This window comes from Rhodococcus ruber NBRC 15591 (genome assembly GCF_001894945.1).
Lineage (GTDB): Bacteria > Actinomycetota > Actinomycetes > Mycobacteriales > Mycobacteriaceae > Rhodococcus > Rhodococcus ruber.
In genome coordinates, this window is record NZ_BCXE01000017.1 from 1 (window position 1) to 15,279 (window position 15,279).

General features: G+C 70.3%; 15 protein-coding genes, 5 tRNA genes and 1 pseudogene. 4 read left to right on the top strand and 17 right to left on the bottom strand.

Features of this window, described 5'->3' with window-relative positions:
- The 17 genes and pseudogenes from RR3_RS11205 to RR3_RS11285 form a co-directional block, all read right to left on the bottom strand.
- A pseudogene (locus tag RR3_RS11205) lies at positions 1 to 525 on the bottom strand (protein translocase subunit SecD); the annotation flags it as partial.
- Positions 526 to 709: 184 nt separating this feature from the next.
- Positions 710 to 1,048 (bottom strand): preprotein translocase subunit YajC, encoded by a 339-nt coding sequence (gene yajC, locus RR3_RS11210; RefSeq protein ID WP_010596847.1) that lies wholly within the window; start codon positions 1,046 to 1,048, stop codon positions 710 to 712.
- Positions 1,049 to 1,165: 117 nt separating this feature from the next.
- The gene (gene ruvB, locus RR3_RS11215; RefSeq protein ID WP_010596846.1) at positions 1,166 to 2,260 is read right to left on the bottom strand and encodes a Holliday junction branch migration DNA helicase RuvB; all 1,095 of its coding nucleotides are present in this window, start codon (positions 2,258 to 2,260) and stop codon (positions 1,166 to 1,168) included.
- Positions 2,257 to 2,850, bottom strand: a complete 594-nt coding sequence (ruvA, locus tag RR3_RS11220) for a Holliday junction branch migration protein RuvA (RefSeq protein ID WP_010596845.1) — start codon at positions 2,848 to 2,850, stop codon at positions 2,257 to 2,259. Before ruvA ends, ruvB begins: the two co-directional genes overlap by 4 nt.
- Positions 2,847 to 3,425 carry a crossover junction endodeoxyribonuclease RuvC gene (gene ruvC, locus RR3_RS11225; RefSeq protein WP_017681352.1) on the bottom strand — a complete coding sequence of 193 codons (579 nt, stop codon included), beginning with the start codon at positions 3,423 to 3,425 and terminating at the stop codon, positions 2,847 to 2,849. The genes ruvA and ruvC overlap by 4 nt, the downstream gene beginning before the upstream one ends.
- A gap of 101 nt (positions 3,426 to 3,526) precedes the next feature.
- Positions 3,527 to 4,279: a YebC/PmpR family DNA-binding transcriptional regulator gene (locus tag RR3_RS11230; RefSeq protein WP_010596843.1), complete on the bottom strand. Its 753-nt coding sequence runs from the start codon at positions 4,277 to 4,279 to the stop codon at positions 3,527 to 3,529.
- Positions 4,280 to 4,343: 64 nt separating this feature from the next.
- Complete coding sequence (gene pdxT, locus RR3_RS11235; protein ID WP_026137913.1) at positions 4,344 to 4,964, bottom strand: pyridoxal 5'-phosphate synthase glutaminase subunit PdxT; 621 nt, start codon at positions 4,962 to 4,964, stop codon at positions 4,344 to 4,346.
- A gap of 111 nt (positions 4,965 to 5,075) precedes the next feature.
- Positions 5,076 to 5,891, bottom strand: a complete 816-nt coding sequence (locus tag RR3_RS11240; protein ID WP_010596841.1) for an acyl-CoA thioesterase — start codon at positions 5,889 to 5,891, stop codon at positions 5,076 to 5,078.
- A 117-nt stretch (positions 5,892 to 6,008) separates the two neighbouring features.
- On the bottom strand, positions 6,009 to 6,911 hold the full coding sequence (pdxS, locus tag RR3_RS11245; protein WP_010596840.1) for a pyridoxal 5'-phosphate synthase lyase subunit PdxS: 903 nt from the start codon (positions 6,909 to 6,911) through the stop codon (positions 6,009 to 6,011).
- A 219-nt stretch (positions 6,912 to 7,130) separates the two neighbouring features.
- Positions 7,131 to 8,150 carry an NUDIX hydrolase gene (locus RR3_RS11250; RefSeq protein WP_010596839.1) on the bottom strand — a complete coding sequence of 340 codons (1,020 nt, stop codon included), beginning with the start codon at positions 8,148 to 8,150 and terminating at the stop codon, positions 7,131 to 7,133.
- A gap of 40 nt (positions 8,151 to 8,190) precedes the next feature.
- Positions 8,191 to 9,318: a glycosyltransferase family 4 protein gene (locus RR3_RS11255; protein WP_010596838.1), complete on the bottom strand. Its 1,128-nt coding sequence runs from the start codon at positions 9,316 to 9,318 to the stop codon at positions 8,191 to 8,193.
- The gene (locus RR3_RS11260; RefSeq protein ID WP_017681354.1) at positions 9,315 to 10,220 is read right to left on the bottom strand and encodes a phosphatidylinositol mannoside acyltransferase; all 906 of its coding nucleotides are present in this window, start codon (positions 10,218 to 10,220) and stop codon (positions 9,315 to 9,317) included. Before RR3_RS11260 ends, RR3_RS11255 begins: the two co-directional genes overlap by 4 nt.
- On the bottom strand, positions 10,217 to 10,897 hold the full coding sequence (gene pgsA, locus RR3_RS11265; RefSeq protein ID WP_010596836.1) for a phosphatidylinositol phosphate synthase: 681 nt from the start codon (positions 10,895 to 10,897) through the stop codon (positions 10,217 to 10,219). Before pgsA ends, RR3_RS11260 begins: the two co-directional genes overlap by 4 nt.
- Before the next feature lie 112 nt (positions 10,898 to 11,009).
- A complete protein-coding gene (locus RR3_RS11270; protein ID WP_010596835.1) occupies positions 11,010 to 11,558 on the bottom strand; it encodes an ATP adenylyltransferase in 549 nt (182 codons plus the stop codon).
- The gene (gene thrS, locus RR3_RS11275) at positions 11,555 to 13,636 is read right to left on the bottom strand and encodes a threonine--tRNA ligase (RefSeq protein ID WP_010596834.1); all 2,082 of its coding nucleotides are present in this window, start codon (positions 13,634 to 13,636) and stop codon (positions 11,555 to 11,557) included. The genes RR3_RS11270 and thrS overlap by 4 nt, the downstream gene beginning before the upstream one ends.
- A 139-nt stretch (positions 13,637 to 13,775) precedes the next feature.
- Positions 13,776 to 14,342 carry a DUF742 domain-containing protein gene (locus tag RR3_RS11280; RefSeq protein WP_010596833.1) on the bottom strand — a complete coding sequence of 189 codons (567 nt, stop codon included), beginning with the start codon at positions 14,340 to 14,342 and terminating at the stop codon, positions 13,776 to 13,778.
- 167 nt (positions 14,343 to 14,509) lie between these two features.
- Positions 14,510 to 14,581: transfer RNA gene (locus tag RR3_RS11285), tRNA-Val, on the bottom strand.
- 310 nt (positions 14,582 to 14,891) lie between these two features.
- Here RR3_RS11285 and RR3_RS11290 point away from each other — a divergent pair.
- From RR3_RS11290 to RR3_RS11305, 4 genes are all read left to right on the top strand, one after another.
- Positions 14,892 to 14,964 (top strand) — tRNA-Gly (locus RR3_RS11290).
- A gap of 25 nt (positions 14,965 to 14,989) precedes the next feature.
- A tRNA-Cys gene (locus tag RR3_RS11295) sits at positions 14,990 to 15,060 on the top strand.
- Position 15,061: 1 nt separating this feature from the next.
- Positions 15,062 to 15,136 (top strand) — tRNA-Val (locus tag RR3_RS11300).
- Positions 15,137 to 15,197: 61 nt separating this feature from the next.
- Positions 15,198 to 15,273: transfer RNA gene (locus RR3_RS11305), tRNA-Gly, on the top strand.
- Positions 15,274 to 15,279: the final 6 nt, after the last annotated feature.

Consider the following 15,279-nt stretch of genomic DNA (forward strand, 5'->3'; position numbering starts at 1 on the left):
GTCGGTGGGATCCTGCGCCGGGAACGGCCGGCCTTGCGGTTCCGGTGCGGCCGGTTCCGGGGCGGGCGTCGCGGCGCCGGGTGCCGGCGTCCCGGGAACGGGAGCCGGGGAGTCCGCGGGCGCGGGCTGAGCGGAGTTCGCGCTCGCAATGGGCTGGCCGATCACGGGCCGGATGTACAGGCGCGCGGTCTGACCGAGGGTCCGGGCCTGCGAGCTGTCGTCGCCGGGCACCGTGATCACCAGGTTGTCCCCGTCGATGACGACCTCGGAACCGGACACGCCGAGACCGTTCACGCGGGTCTCGATGATCTGCTGGGCCTGCCGGAGACTGTCCTGGCTGGGCGCACTGCCGTCCGGGGTGCGGGCGGTGAGGGTTACTCGGGTGCCGCCCTGCAGGTCGATGCCGAGCTTCGGCGTCGCCGATTTGTCCCCGGTGAAGAAGATCAGTGCATACAGCGCCACCAGGATCGCCCCGAACAGGGCGAGGGAGCGAACTGGATGCACCGATCCGTTGGAAGGTGCCACGGTCTGTCAGTCTCCTCGATGCGAGTGAGTGATGCGCTGGTCACGGGGCCATCGCACCCGTCGGGCGCGGCCCCCGCCCGGCCCGCACATCGGCCGGGATGTCGACCGGGCAGAGTCCGGCCGTTCGGTGCTCGGTTCTTCGGTGCTCGGTTGTTCGGTGCTCGGTTCTTCAGTGCTCGGTTCTTCAGTGCTCGGTCGGCCGCCCGGCCGGCGGCTCGGTGTCGTCGCCCTTGTCGAGCGAGAGTCCACCGGTCTCGTCCGCCGAGCCTTGATCGGTGATCCGCTCACGGACCACGACCCGGGCCCAGGTGGTCACCACGCCGGGTGCGATCTCGAGCTCCACGGTGGTGTCGGTGAGCGCGGTGATGGTGGCGTGCAGTCCCGCCGTGGTCATCACCCGGTCGCCGACCTGCAACGCATCCTGCAGTTCCGCGGTCTTCTGCATCTCCTTCTTCTGGCGCCGGATGCCGAGGAAGGTCGGCACCAGCAGGGCAAGGATCAGCAGCGGGAAGAGCAGTTCCATCGTTGAAGTCAGTCCTCGAAGTCGTCCGGCATCGGGCGCCGGTCGTCGCGGACCGGCGCAGTAGACCAGTGTGCCATTACCGGCGCGGCTGCTGTACCGGCGCCGGTGGCGGAGCGGTCAGTCGTCGTCGAACAGGCCGGGCTGCGGTTCGCGGGCCCGCACCTCGATGCCGCCGGTTGCGGCCTCCGGCGGCGGGGTCAGCCCGAGTTGCAGCCACGCCGCCTGGGTCGCGACCCGCCCGCGCGGGGTACGCGCGATCATGCCCGCCCGCACCAGAAACGGCTCGCACACCTCCTCGACGGTGCCGGGCTCCTCACCGACGGCTACCGCGAGGGTGGACACGCCCACCGGTCCGCCCCCGAAACTTCGGACGAGCGCGCCCAGCACGGCCCGGTCGAGTCGGTCCAGGCCGAGCGCATCGACGTCGTAGACGGCGAGGGCGGCCCGGGCGATCTCGCGGGTGATGACGCCGTCGGCGCGGACCTCGGCGTAGTCGCGGACCCGTCGCAGCAGCCGGTTGGCGATGCGCGGGGTGCCGCGGGAACGGCCGGCGATCTCGGCGCTCGCCTCCTCGCCCAGGTCGATGCCGAGGATGCGGGCCGAGCGGAGCAGGATCTGCTGTAGCTCCGCCGGTTCGTAGAAGTCCATGTGCGCGGTGAAGCCGAACCGGTCGCGCAGCGGGCCGGTCAGCGCCCCGGAACGGGTCGTGGCTCCGACGAGGGTGAACGGGGCCACCTCGAGGGGGATCGACGTCGCACCCGGACCCTTGCCGACGACGACGTCGACGCGGAAGTCCTCCATCGCCAGGTACAGCATCTCCTCGGCGGGACGCGCGATGCGGTGGATCTCGTCGATGAACAGCACGTCCCCCTCGACGAGGTTGGACAGCATCGCGGCCAGGTCGCCGGCCCGTTCCAGGGCGGGGCCCGACGTCAGCCGCAGCGACGACCCGAGTTCGGCGGCGATGATCATGGCCATCGACGTCTTGCCCAGGCCCGGTGGGCCGGACAGCAGGATGTGGTCGGGGGTGCCGCCGCGCAGCTTCGCCCCGCGCAGCACCAGCTGCAGCTGTTCCCGCACCCGGGGCTGGCCGATGAAGTCGTCGAGATTCTTGGGCCGCAGACTCGCCTCGACGTCGCCGTCGCCGGCGGTGTACTCGGCGGTCATCGGAGCCTCGTCCGAGGCTCCCTCGGTGGGAAAGTCCTCGATCATCGGCTCTTGCCCAGCAGAGCCAGCGCCGACCGCAGCGCGGTCGAGGTGTCGGCGTGCGGGTCACCTGCGAGAACCGTGTCGGTGGACTGTTCCGCCTGCTTGACGGGGAAACCGAGCCCGACGAGAGCCTCGACCACCTGGTCCCGCATCGGTGAGCCGACCACCGCCGTCGGGGCGGAGGCGCCGGCGTACGCCGCCACCTTGTCCCGTAGTTCGACGACCATGCGTTCGGCGCCGCGTTTGCCGATGCCCGGGACCCGGGTCAGGGCAGCGGTGTTGCCGTCGGCGAGGGCCGCACGCAACGAGTCCGGATCGAGCACCGCGAGGGTGGCCATCGCGAGTCGGGGTCCGACACCGGAGACCGTCTGCAGCAACCCGAACAGGTCCCGGGCGTCGGGATCGGGGAACCCGTACAGCGTCATCGAGTCCTCGCGCACGATCATCGCCGTGACCAGGCGGGTGTCCTCGCCACGACGGAGCGTGGCGAGGGTGGCGGGCGTGGCGTGGATCCGGTAGCCGACCCCCGCGGATTCGATGACGACGTGGTCGAGGGCGATCTCGAGCACTTCCCCGCGCACCGAGGCGATCACCGTGCACCTGCCTTCCGCGCGGCGGCCTGTTCCCGCAGCCGCGCCTCGTACCGTCGTTTCTGTTCGGCCGCGGCGGCTTCGGCGGCGGCCATGCGCGCGAGCATGGGCGCACGCCAGCAGTGGCAGATCGCCAGGGCGAGGGCGTCCGCGGCGTCCGCGGGCTTCGGGGCGGCGGCGAGGCCCAGGATCTTGGTGACCATCGCCGTGACCTGCTTCTTGTCGGCCGAGCCGTTTCCGGTCACGGCGGACTTGACCTGGCTCGGGGTGTGGAAGGCCACCGGGATGCCGCGCCGGGCGGCGGAGAGCGCCACCACTCCCCCCGCCTGGGCGGTGCCCATCGCGGTACGGACGTTGTGCTGGGAGAACACCCGCTCGACGGCGACGACCTCTGGTTCGAAGCGGTCGAGCCACTCCTCGGCAGCCGTGGAGATGCACAGCAGCCGGGACGGCAGGTCCATCTCGGGAGGTGTGCGGATGACATCCACTGCGACGGCAGCGACCTCGCGCCCGCGACCGGTGTCCACGATGCCGAAACCACATCGCGTCAGTCCCGGGTCCACACCCATCACGCGCACCCGTTCACCTCTCGACCGCTACGAACAATTGTTCGAGAGCATAGCGGCCGGGGCGGCGCGTCGCGGTACCGACACGCAGCCCCGGCCGGGAGCCGTCCGACTCAGGCGTCGAGTTCGGCGAGGACCTCGTCGGAGACGTCGACGTTGGTGTAGACGTTCTGCACGTCATCGGAATCCTCGAGCGCGTCGACGAGCTTGAACACCTTGCGGGCGCTCTCCGCGTCGACGGGCACCTCGACCGAGGCCCGGAAGTCCGGATCGGCCGATTCGTAGTCGATTCCCGCCTCGACGAGCGCGGTGCGCACGGCGATGAGGTCGCCCGCCTCGGAGACGATCTCGAAGCTGTCGCCGAGGTCGTTGATCTCCTCGGCACCGGCCTCGAGCACCACCTCGAGAATCTCGTCCTCGGTGCGGCCGTTCTTCTCGAGCACGACGACACCCTTGCGGGTGAACAGGTACGACACCGAACCGGGGTCGGCCATGTTGCCGCCGTTGCGGGTCATCGCGGTGCGGACCTCGCCCGCCGCGCGGTTGCGGTTGTCGGTGAGGCACTCGATGAGGACGGCGACGCCACTGGGGCCGTAGCCCTCGTAGGTGATCGTCTGCCAGTCCGCGCCGCCGGCTTCCTCACCGGCGCCACGCTTGCGGGCCCGCTCGATGTTGTCGTTGGGGACCGAGCTCTTCTTCGCCTTCTGGATGGCGTCGTACAGCGTCGGATTGCCCGCCGGGTCACCACCGCCGGTCCGGGCCGCCACCTCGATGTTCTTGATCAGCTTCGCGAACATCTTGCCGCGCTTGGCGTCGATGGCCGCCTTCTTGTGCTTGGTGGTGGCCCATTTGGAGTGGCCGCTCATTCGATTGGAGCCCCTTCCGGCGAGGTGAGGTCGGACCGGGTCCGACTGGTTCGGAGGGTCGATTCTACTCCGCGAGCAGTGACCCCGAACGGACGGTGTCGACGAACAGCCGGTGCACCCGGAGGTCACCGGTGACCTCCGGGTGGAACGACGTCGCCATCACGGCGCCCTGGCGCACGGCGACGACCCGTCCGGCGGCTGGCCCCTCCGGGACGGTGGCCAGAACTTCCACGCCGGGGCCGACCTCTTCCACCCAGGGGGCCCGGATGAACACCGCACGCACCGGGTCGCCCTCGATGCCCGCGACGGTGAGGTCGGCCTCGAACGAGTCGACCTGGCGACCGAAGGCGTTGCGTCGGACCGTGATGTCGAGGGCGTCGAGATGCTCGGCGTCCGGACGGGTGTCGAGGACCTGCGAGGCGAGCAGGATCATCCCGGCGCAGGATCCGTACGCGGGCAGCCCGGCCTTCAGGCGCGCACGCAGCGGCTCGAGGAGGTCGAACACCTGCAACAGCCGGCTCATGGTGGTGGACTCCCCACCGGGGATCACCAGGCCGTCGACGGCGTCGAGCTCGCCGGGCCGGCGCACGCCGATCGCGCGGGCGCCGGCCGCTTCGAGTGCGGTCAGGTGCTCGCGGACGTCGCCTTGGAGAGCGAGCACGCCGATGGTCGGAGAACTTTCCACTGTCGCCTGTTCTGTCGGGGACGGGCAACGCCCGCCCGGAACCTGGACGTCCACGCTAGCAGCCGGGCCGAGGTGCCCCGGCTCACGGACCGGGAACCGGGCACCCGCTCATCAACGCAGGTAGCGGGTCAATCCCTCTTGTACCACCGCGGCGACCATGCGCCCGTTCCGGTCGAAGATGCGTCCCTGTGTCAGGGCCCGCCCGAAGCCGGCCGACGGGGAGGTCTGGTCGTACAGCAACCAGTCGTCGGCGCGGAAGGAGCGCAGGAACCACATGGCGTGGTCGAGGGAGGCGCCCTGGGTCTTCTCGTCGGGATGCGCGACGCTCGCGGAACCGAGCAACGTCATGTCGCTCATGTACGCCAGGGTGCACACGTGCAGCACGTTGTCGTCCGGGAGCGGGTCCCGGACCCGGAACCACACCTGCTGCTGGGACACGATGCCGGTGCGCCGGAAGATGCGGTCCTCCGGCACCCGCCGCAGGTCCCACTCGGGCCATTCCCGCCTGGCCCACTCGTTTCCGGGGTCCTCCGAGTCCGCGAGGCCGGAGAGTTCCTCGGGATCCGGCACCGGGGGCATCTCGTCCTGGTGCTCGATGCCCTCGTCCTGGACGTGGAACGATGCGGACATGGTGAAGATCGCCTGCCCGTCCTGAACGGCAGTCACCCGCCGGGTGCCGAACGACCGGCCGTCGCGGATCGGGTCGACGAGATACACGATCGGCTTCGCCGGGTTACCGGGACGGACGAAGTATCCGTGCAACGAATGCACCGAGTACGCCGGATCGACGGTGCGCACCGCGGACACCAGCGCCTGCCCGGCGACCTGGCCCCCGAAGGTGCGTTGCAGCGACGTCTCCGTCGCCACGCCCCGGAAGATGTTCTTCTCGAGATGTTCGAGCGCCAGGATCTCCTCGATCTTCGCCATGCGGGCTCCTTCCCAGTCCTGCGACAGGCTAGCGGCAGGTGCCCGGAACGGAGCGACGGGAGCCTCCGACACGGTGGAGGCTCCCGTCGCACCCGGGAAAGCCGGCGGTCGTGCGGGTCACCAGCCTCGCTCGGCGAGGCGGTGCGGCACCGGGATGTCGTCGACGTTGATGCCGACCATGGCCTCGCCCAGGCCGCGCGAGACCTTCGCGAGCACGCCCGGGTCGTCGTAGAAGGTGGTGGCCTTGACGATCGCGGCGGCACGCTCGGCCGGGTTGCCGGACTTGAAGATGCCCGAACCGACGAACACGCCCTCGGCGCCGAGCTGCATCATCATCGCCGCGTCCGCCGGGGTGGCGATGCCCCCGGCCGTGAACAGGGTCACCGGCAGCTTGCCGGCCTGGGCGACCTCGACGACCAGGTCGTACGGGGCCTGCAGTTCCTTGGCCGCGACGTACAGCTCGTCCTCCGGCAGGGAGGTCAACCGCCGGATCTCCTGCCGGATCTTCCGCATGTGGGTGGTGGCGTTGGAGACGTCGCCGGTGCCGGCCTCACCCTTGGAACGGATCATCGCCGCGCCCTCGTTGATCCGGCGCAGCGCTTCACCGAGGTTGGTGGCGCCGCACACGAACGGCACGGTGAACGCGAACTTGTCGATGTGGTTCTCGTAGTCGGCGGGAGTGAGCACCTCCGACTCGTCGATGTAGTCCACGCCGAGGGCCTGCAGGATCTGTGCCTCGACGAAGTGACCGATACGCGCCTTGGCCATCACGGGGATGGACACGGCCTCGATGATGCCTTCGATCATGTCCGGGTCGGACATGCGGGACACGCCTCCCTGGGCGCGGATGTCGGCGGGGACGCGCTCGAGCGCCATGACGGCGACGGCACCCGCGTCCTCGGCGATCTTCGCCTGCTCGGGGGTGACCACGTCCATGATCACGCCGCCCTTGAGCATCTCGGCCATGCCGCGCTTGACGCGGGCGGTACCGGTGGTGGGGACGGACTCGGGGCTGCTCACAGCAACAAACTCCTGGGGTATGGCCTGCAGAGACTGGCGCGGCGGACGGATTCGGGCACGTCACGACGCCGCTCCCGATTCTAGGTGCGGCCGGACGGCCGTCCCATAGCCAGTCGCGAGGCCCTGGCCTGCCTCGCGGGCATCGACACGGCCTGCCTCGCGGGCATCGACACGGCCTGCCTCGCGGGCATCGACACGGCCTGCCTCGAGCGCCGCAGCTCACCGGATGGCACGAACCTCCGGTTCCACGCGGCGTACGGCGACGTCACGCGCCTCGCCCAGCAGATCGGCGAGATCCTGCGGGTACACGGCCTCCCCGCGTCGCTGCAGGTCCCGGATCTCGTTCTCGGCGAACCAACGGTGTTCGAGGCTCATGCGGCGCTCGAGGTCCGTGAATCCGCTGCTCCCCGGTTCGAAGGCGGGCGTCTGCAGGGCGAAGAACAGCTCCTCCGAACGGATGAGTTCCCCGTTGAAGGGGAATACCGCCACTCGGCGCCACAGGGGTCCGCACAGTTGCCCGGGCGCGACCGGCAGACCGGTCTCCTCCCCCACCTCGCGGGCCGCGGCCGCGCGCAACGTCTCCCCCACCTCGACGGCGCCGCCGACGGTGAACCAGAAGTGCACGTCCGGCGTGGTCGGGTCGTGGCCGCGCAGCAGCAACACCCGCCCCTCGTGGTCGAACAGCACGACCCGCGCCGAGGTGCGCGTCTCGTCGAGCGACAGGCCCGTCGCGGCAGCCGGGCCGGTGCGCTCGGTGATCTCGAAGTAGGTGGGCAACGGCGCCGTGCCACCGAGGTGCAGCCACCGGACCGGACGGCGGGCACGCAATGCCAGGGTGTCGCGGACGGCGTCGTTGTGGAATCGGCGGGCGATCAGCACCCGCGCCTCGGCGTCGGCGAGTTCGGCCACCAGCTGCGGTCGGAGCCGCTCGGTGTCGACCGCGGCCACGGCGGCCGACAGCGTGTTCTCCGCCGACTCCCGTTCGGCACGGTCCGCCCGCTCGGCACGGTCGGCCAGGGCGGCCAGCCGGCGGCCTTCGGCGACCGGGACGGAGGCCGCGATCCCGCGCACCACCACGGCGCGGCGAGCCAGGGCGGCGTCGAGCGCCTGCCAGGAGAGGTCCGACCGCACGTGCAGCCGGTCCAGCCGGTTGGCCGTGCCGTACGCCCACAGCCCGAGCGCGACGACGAGCGCGGTGACCAGCGCGAGGACGAGTACGGTCAGCGCGGACAGCGTCACGTCCCACTCCCCTCACGCGGCGGCGTCGCCCGGCTGCATGTCACGACCGGACCTCGCGGACCGGCCCGGCCCCGACCGTGACGGTCTCGTATACGCGCAGGATCTGCTCGGCCACCACCGGCCAGTCGTACGCGCCGACGATCTCGTTCGCCGCCTCCACGAGGGCGCGGCGCCGGGCTGCGTCGTCGAGCAGGCCGCGGATCGAAGCGGCGAGCGCCGCCGAGTCGCCCACCGGGACGAGTACGCCGGCGCGGCCGTCGCGCAGCACCCGGCGGAACGCGTCGAGTTCGCTGGCCACTACCGCGGTACCGGCGGCCATCGCCTCCACGAGCACGATGCCGAAGCTCTCCCCACCGAGGTTGGGGGCGCAGTAGACGTCGGCGCTGCGCATGGCCGAGGCCTTCTCCGCGTCGGACACCTGGCCGAGCAGCCGCAGGTGCCGTGCGTGCGGTCCGGCCTCCTTGCGCAGCCGTTCCTCGTCCCCGCGGCCGACCACGAGGACCTGCAGGTCCGGGTAGTGCTCGACGAGCAGGGGCAGCGCGCCGAGCAGCACCCCCATGCCCTTACGCGGTTCGTCGTACCGGCCGAGGAACAGCACGGTGCGGCCGGCGCGGGGATACCCGGGCAACGCGGGGGCGTGCGCGAACGACGACACGTCGACTCCGTTGGGGATCTCCACGGCGTCGGAGCCGAGGGAGGTCACCTGCCAGCGGCGGGCGAGCTCGGACACGGCGATGCGACCGCTGATCTTCTCGAGATACGGCTGCAGCACACCTTGGAACGTGCTCAGTACCAGCGACTTGGTCGTCGAGGTGTGGAAGGTCGCGACGATGGGCCCTTCCGCGATCTTCAGGGCGAGCATCGACAGGCTCGGGGCGTTGGGCTCGTGGATGTGCAGGACGTCGAAGTCGTTGTCGTTGATCCATCGCCGGACCCGCGCGTAGGACACGGGGCCGAAGCTCAGACGTGCCACGGACCCGTTGTAGGGGATGGCGACGGCGCGTCCGGCGGAGACGACGAAGTCGGGCAGTTCCGTGCGGTCGGATGCCGGAGCGAGGACACTGACCCGGTGGCCGCGTTCGATGAGCACGGTCGCCAGGTCCACGACGTGCGCCTGCACCCCGCCCGGTACGTCGAACGAGTACGGGCACACCATGCCGATCTTCACCGCGCCTCCATCCGGGCCAGGCGGGCCTCGGAGAGGTCGTCGAGCCAGAGCGGTTGCAGCATGTGCCAGTCCGCCGGGTGTTCGGCGATGTCCGCGGCGAAGCAGTCGGCCAGCGCCTGGGTCGCCGGTCCGATCCCGCCGGTGACATCGATCTCGGGATGGACCCGGAAACCCCAGCCGTCGACGGTGAACCAGCAGTGCACCGGCAGCAGGGGCGCCCCGGTCTCGACGGCCAGCTTCGCCGGGCCGGCGGGCATGCGGGTGGGCTCACCGAAGAACGTGACCGGCACGCCCCTGCGGGCCAGGTCGCGTTCGCCGAGCAGGCAGACGATCCGGTTCTCGCGCAACCGGGTCTCGAGCCGGTCGAACGGCGGGGTCTCACCGCCGCTGAGGGGGAAGATCTCGAAGCCGAGGCTTTCGCGGTACGCGACGAACCGCTGGTAGAGCGATTCCGGGCGCAGGCGTTCGGCCACCGTGGACAGTCCGCCGTAGGTCTGCGTGCACCACACACCGGCCATGTCCCAGTTCCCGCTGTGCGGCAGGGCGAGAATTGCACCGCGCCCGGCCGCCAGGGCCTGTTCGATGTGTTCGCGGCCCTCGACGGCGTCGTCGAGTGCCGCAGCCGTCGCGGCGAGGTCCATGGAGGGCAGCCGGAACGCCTCCCGCCAGTACCGGGCGTAGGACCGCAGGGACTGCCGGATCAGCTCGTCCGGGACCTGCGCCGCGGGCACACCCAGGACGCGGGCCAGGTTGCGACGCAACTGCTGCGGGCCGGCGCCGCGACGGGCGGCGTATTCGGCCCCGACGTCGAACAGCCGGCGCGCAGTGGACTCGGGCAGCGCCCGCACGAGCCGCCATCCCGCGGCGTAGCCGAGGTCGGAGGCGCGTTCCGTCACGCTCATCGGGCGTCTCCGTCGGCCGGGGCCGACGACGGTGCTCCGTCGGCCGGAGTCGACGACGGCAGGGGCAGCAGCTCGCGGGCCTCCGGGGAGCGCCGCACCGCGAGCACCCGCTGGAACACGGTGATCACCGAACCGGCGGCGAGCAGCCACATTGCGGCGTGGATCGCCCACCACAGGCCGAGCCCGGTGAAGCCGGCGCCGACCAGGACGATGACGAGCCGGTCGGGACGTTCGATCAAGCCGCCGTCGGCGGACAGGCCGCTCGCTTCCGCGCGGGCCTTGGCATAGGAGATGACCTGGGAGGTGACGAGGCAGATGAGGGTGGCGACCAGCAGCGGCCGGCTCTGTTCCTCGTAGACCGCCCACCAGGCGAGCCCGGCGAAGATCGCACCGTCGGCGACCCGGTCACAGGTGGCGTCGAGGACCGCGCCGAAGCGGGTGCCGCCACCTCGGGCCCGCGCCATGGCGCCGTCGAGCATGTCGAACATCACGAACAGCCCGATCACCATCGCACCCCAGAACAACTGCCCCATCGGGAACAGCGTCACGGCGGCGGCGATCGTGGCGACGGTGCCGATCAGTGTCACCGCGTCCGGCGTGAGGCCGGTGCGGATCAGGGCCCTGCCGAGCGGCGCGGTGACCTTCGACACCGACGCACGCCCGAAGAAGCTGAGCATCCCACCGACCCCCGTCTTTCGTCACATCGTTGCGTCCGGGACACGATCCTGCCATGCCTGCGAACGGCGACAACCATACAGTCGCGGGGACGGCGTTCGGTTCGGGCCGGTGTCAGTCGTTCCAGGCCGCAGCGAGCAACGCGCGGGTGTCGCGCAGCAGCTGCGGCATGACCTTGGCGCCGCCGAGAACGGTGATGAAGTTGGCGTCGCCACCCCACCGCGGCACCACGTGCAGGTGCAGGTGCTCGGCGAGTGAGCCCCCGGCGGCGGCCCCGAGGTTGAGCCCCACGTTGAAGCCGTGCGGCCGCGAGACGCTCTTGATGACCAGGATCGCCCGCTGCGCGAACGACATCAGCTCGGTGCTCTCCTCGGGGGTGAGGTCCTCGAGGTTGGCGACCCGCCGGTACGGCACGACCATCAGATGGCCGGGGTTGTAGGGATACAGGTTGAGCACCGCGTACACGTGCTCGCCGCGCGCGACGACGAGGCCCTCCTCGTCCCGCATCTTCGGGATGTCGGTGAAGGGCTCGTAGGGCGCCTCCTTGGAGCGGGGCGCCTCCGCGATGTACGACATGCGGTGCGGGGACCACAGTCGCTGGAGGTGATCGGGTTCGCCGGCACCCCGATCGACGAGGGCGTCGTCGGAGCAGTCCCCGCTCATGCGGCGCCGCCGCGGTCGACGGGAGCGACGAGCTCCGCGGTGGGCGAGGCGTTCTCCCGCCGCTCGATCCACTCGGTCACCAGACGGACCGCGTCGGCCACGGGTACCCCGTTGACCTGCGTACCGTCGCGGAACCGGAAGCTGACCGCGCCGGCGGCGACGTCACGCTCGCCCGCGAGCAGCATGAACGGCACCTTCTGCGTGGTGTGGTTGCGGATCTTCTTCTGCATCCGGTCGTCGCTGGTGTCGACTTCGGCCCGCACCCCGGCGGCCTTCAACTGCCGGGTGACGTCGAACAGGTGATCCTCGAAGGCCTCCGCGACGGGAATCCCGACGACCTGGACGGGGGCGAGCCACGCCGGGAAGGCACCCGCGTAGTGCTCGGTGAGCACGCCGAAGAAGCGCTCGATCGAACCGAACAGGGCCCGGTGGATCATCACCGGCCGGTGCTTGCTGCCGTCGGGGCCGGTGTACTCGAGCTCGAATCGCTCGGGCAGGTTGAAGTCGAGCTGGATCGTCGACATCTGCCAGCTGCGCCCGAGCGCGTCCTGAACCTGGACGGAGATCTTGGGGCCGTAGAAGGCGGCACCGCCCGGATCCGGCACGAGATCGAGCCCGGAGGCCTCGCCGACCTCGCGCAGGGTCTCGGTGGCCTCCTCCCACAGGGCGTCGTCGCCGACGAACTTCTTGGGGTTCTTCGTCGACAGCTCGAGGTAGTAGTCCTCGAGGCCGTAGTCCTTGAGCAGGTCGAGGACGAAGTTCAGGGTCGTGGTCAGCTCGTCGCGCATCTGCTCGCGGGTGCAGTAGATGTGCGCGTCGTCCTGCGTCATGCCACGCACCCGGGTCAGACCGTGGACGACGCCGGACTTCTCGTACCGGTACACCGAGCCGAATTCGAACAGCCGCAGCGGCAGCTCGCGGTAGGACCGGCCGCGGGACCGGAAGACGAGGTTGTGCATCGGGCAGTTCATCGGCTTGAGGTAGTAGTCCTGGCCCGGCTTGCGCACGGTGCCGTCCTCGGCCAGTTCCTCGTCGATGTGCATCGCGGGGAACATGCCGTCGCGGTACCAGTCGAGATGGCCGGACACCTCGTAGAGGTGACCCTTCGTGATGTGCGGGGAGTACACGAACTCGTAGCCGGCCTCGACATGCCGCTTGCGGGAGTAGTTCTCCATCTCCTGGCGGATGATGCCGCCCTTGGGGTGGAACACCGGGAGGCCGGAGCCGAGCTCGTCGGGGAAGCTGAACAGGTCGAGCTCGTTGCCGAGCTTGCGGTGATCACGGCGCTCGGCCTCGGCGAGCAGCTCGAGGTAGCGCTCCTGCGCCTCCGCGGACTCCCACGCGGTGCCGTAGATGCGCTGGAGACCGGCATTGTCCTGGTCGCCGCGCCAATAGGCGGCGGAGCTGCGGGTGAGCTTGAACGCCGGGATGTACTTGGTGGTGGGGATGTGCGGACCGCGGCACAGATCGGCCCAGATCTTCTCGCCGGTGCGCGGATTGAGGTTGTCGTAGATCGTCAGTTCCTTGCCGCCGACCTCCATGATCTCGGGGTCCTCGTCCAGGGAGCTGTTTCCGGCCGACTTCTCGCTGATCAGCTCGAGCTTGAACGGCTCGTTCTTCAGTTCCTCGCGTGCGTCGTCCAGGCTCTCGACGACGCGGCGGGAGAACCGCTGCGCCCCCTTGACGATCTGCTTCATGCGCTTCTCGAGCTTCGTCAGGTCCTCGGGAGTGAAGGGGCGGTCGACCTGGAAGTCGTAGTAGAAGCCGTCCTTGATCGGGGGACCGATGCCGAGCTTGGCCTCGGGGAACTCCTGCTGCACCGCCTGGGCGAGGACGTGTGCCGCGGAGTGCCGGATGACGGAGCGGCCGTCCTCGGTGGCGGCGGCGACCGGCTCGACCTGGGTGTCCTGTTCCGGCGTCCACGACAGGTCCCGCAGCCGCCCCTCCTCGTCGCGGACCACGACGACCGCGTCGGGCCCGCTGTTGGGCAGGCCCGCCTCCCGGAGGGCGGCACCGGCAGTGGTCCCCGCGGGCACCCGGACGAGCACGGTGGGGTCTACGGATGCGGGCGTCGTCACTGTGGTGGGCTCCTCGGGCTCGTGCCGGTGATGGGTGCCGCCGACGCCGCGGGGTATGCCACGCGTCCGGCAACCAGACCATGCTATCGACACCACCCGGAACGGCAGTTCACCCGGGCACTGCCGGGCGTCGGGCGGGCTAGAGCCGACGCAGGCCGCCGAGGACCCGAGACAGCAACTGGGCGTCGGGTCCGAGTCCGTCGGCGGTGCGGTGGACGGTGAGTTCTCCCGTGGCGGCGAGATCTCCCACCAGGACACGTGCGACGCCCAGAGGCAGTCGGGCCAGGGCCGCGATCTCCATGATGGACCGCGGTTCGGCGCACAGCGCCAGGATGGTGCGGTGCTCCTCGAGACCCGCAGTTCCCTCGGCGTCGCTCACGGCGGAGACGAGGACCTCGAGCGGGAGATCCACCTCGGAGCGGGTCCGGCCCTGGCTGCGCACGAAGGGACGGACGAAGGAGGGCTGCTGCCCGATCGGTTCTTCCTCCCTCGTGGCCGCCGTGTGCCTCGGGACCGCGGGCATCGGCTGCGACGCGGGGACGGCGACGGCCGCGGAGGTCCCCGTGGTCGGGGCGTCCACCGCGGGCGTGGCCGCTCCGCGGTCGGCGGCGCCGGGTGCCGGGTGATCCTTGCGCCGGCGGCCGGCCGATCCGAATCGTGCTCCTGTGGCCCCGACCAGGGGCCAGTTGTTGTCGGCGACGCTCATCAGTCGCATCCTCCTCACACCGACCGCAATCCTGCCATCAGCGCAGCGCGGTTCGGTGAACGCGCAGGTCACCGCCGCTCCGTCGCCGACACGTTCCGGCCGGACGCGAACCGCGCCGGCCCGGAAACGACGAAGGGCACCCCGTGGGGTGCCCTTCGTCGGTGCTGTGGTCCCGGCTGGGATCGAACCAGCGACCTCCCCGGTGTGAACGGGACGCTCTTCCACTGAGCCACGGGACCGGGCCGCTTCGCAGCGGCTCGAACGAGAAGGAACATTAACACGCCCATCGGATGAACACGAATCGCCTGGTCGCCTGTGTTTTCGATACCGCGTCGGGATGCCGCGCCCCGAGGGGGCGCGAGTTCCGTGCCCCTCACCGAACGGATCGCCCAGCCGGCGCTCGCTGGCCCGACCCGCCGCCGGAACGGGCCGGGCAGGATCCACCAGGACGGCTCGTCCATGCCCTCACCTGCAGATTTGTGTGTTCTGACGATGGTCGGCTAATGTTCTCAACCGCACCACGGAGAGCACGGCGCCGGGCGGTGCGATGCGGATGTAGCGCAGCTGGTAGCGCATCACCTTGCCAAGGTGAGGGTCGCGGGTTCGAATCCCGTCATCCGCTCGAGAGGTTGGACTCGACCTTTTACGGTGGAGTGGCCGAGTGGTGAGGCAACGGCCTGCAAAGCCGTGCACACGGGTTCGATTCCCGTCTCCACCTCGCGCGATTAGCTCAGCGGGAGAGCGCTTCCCTGACACGGAAGAGGTCACTGGTTCAATCCCAGTATCGCGCACCATGATCGACCAGGTTTCACCCTGCACTTCTCGACCCGGGTCACCGGGTCGGGGAGTGCGCATGCGGATGTAGCGCAGCTGGTAGCGCATCACCTTGCCAAGGTGAGGGTCGCGGGTTCGAATCCCGTCATCCGCTCCACCCCCC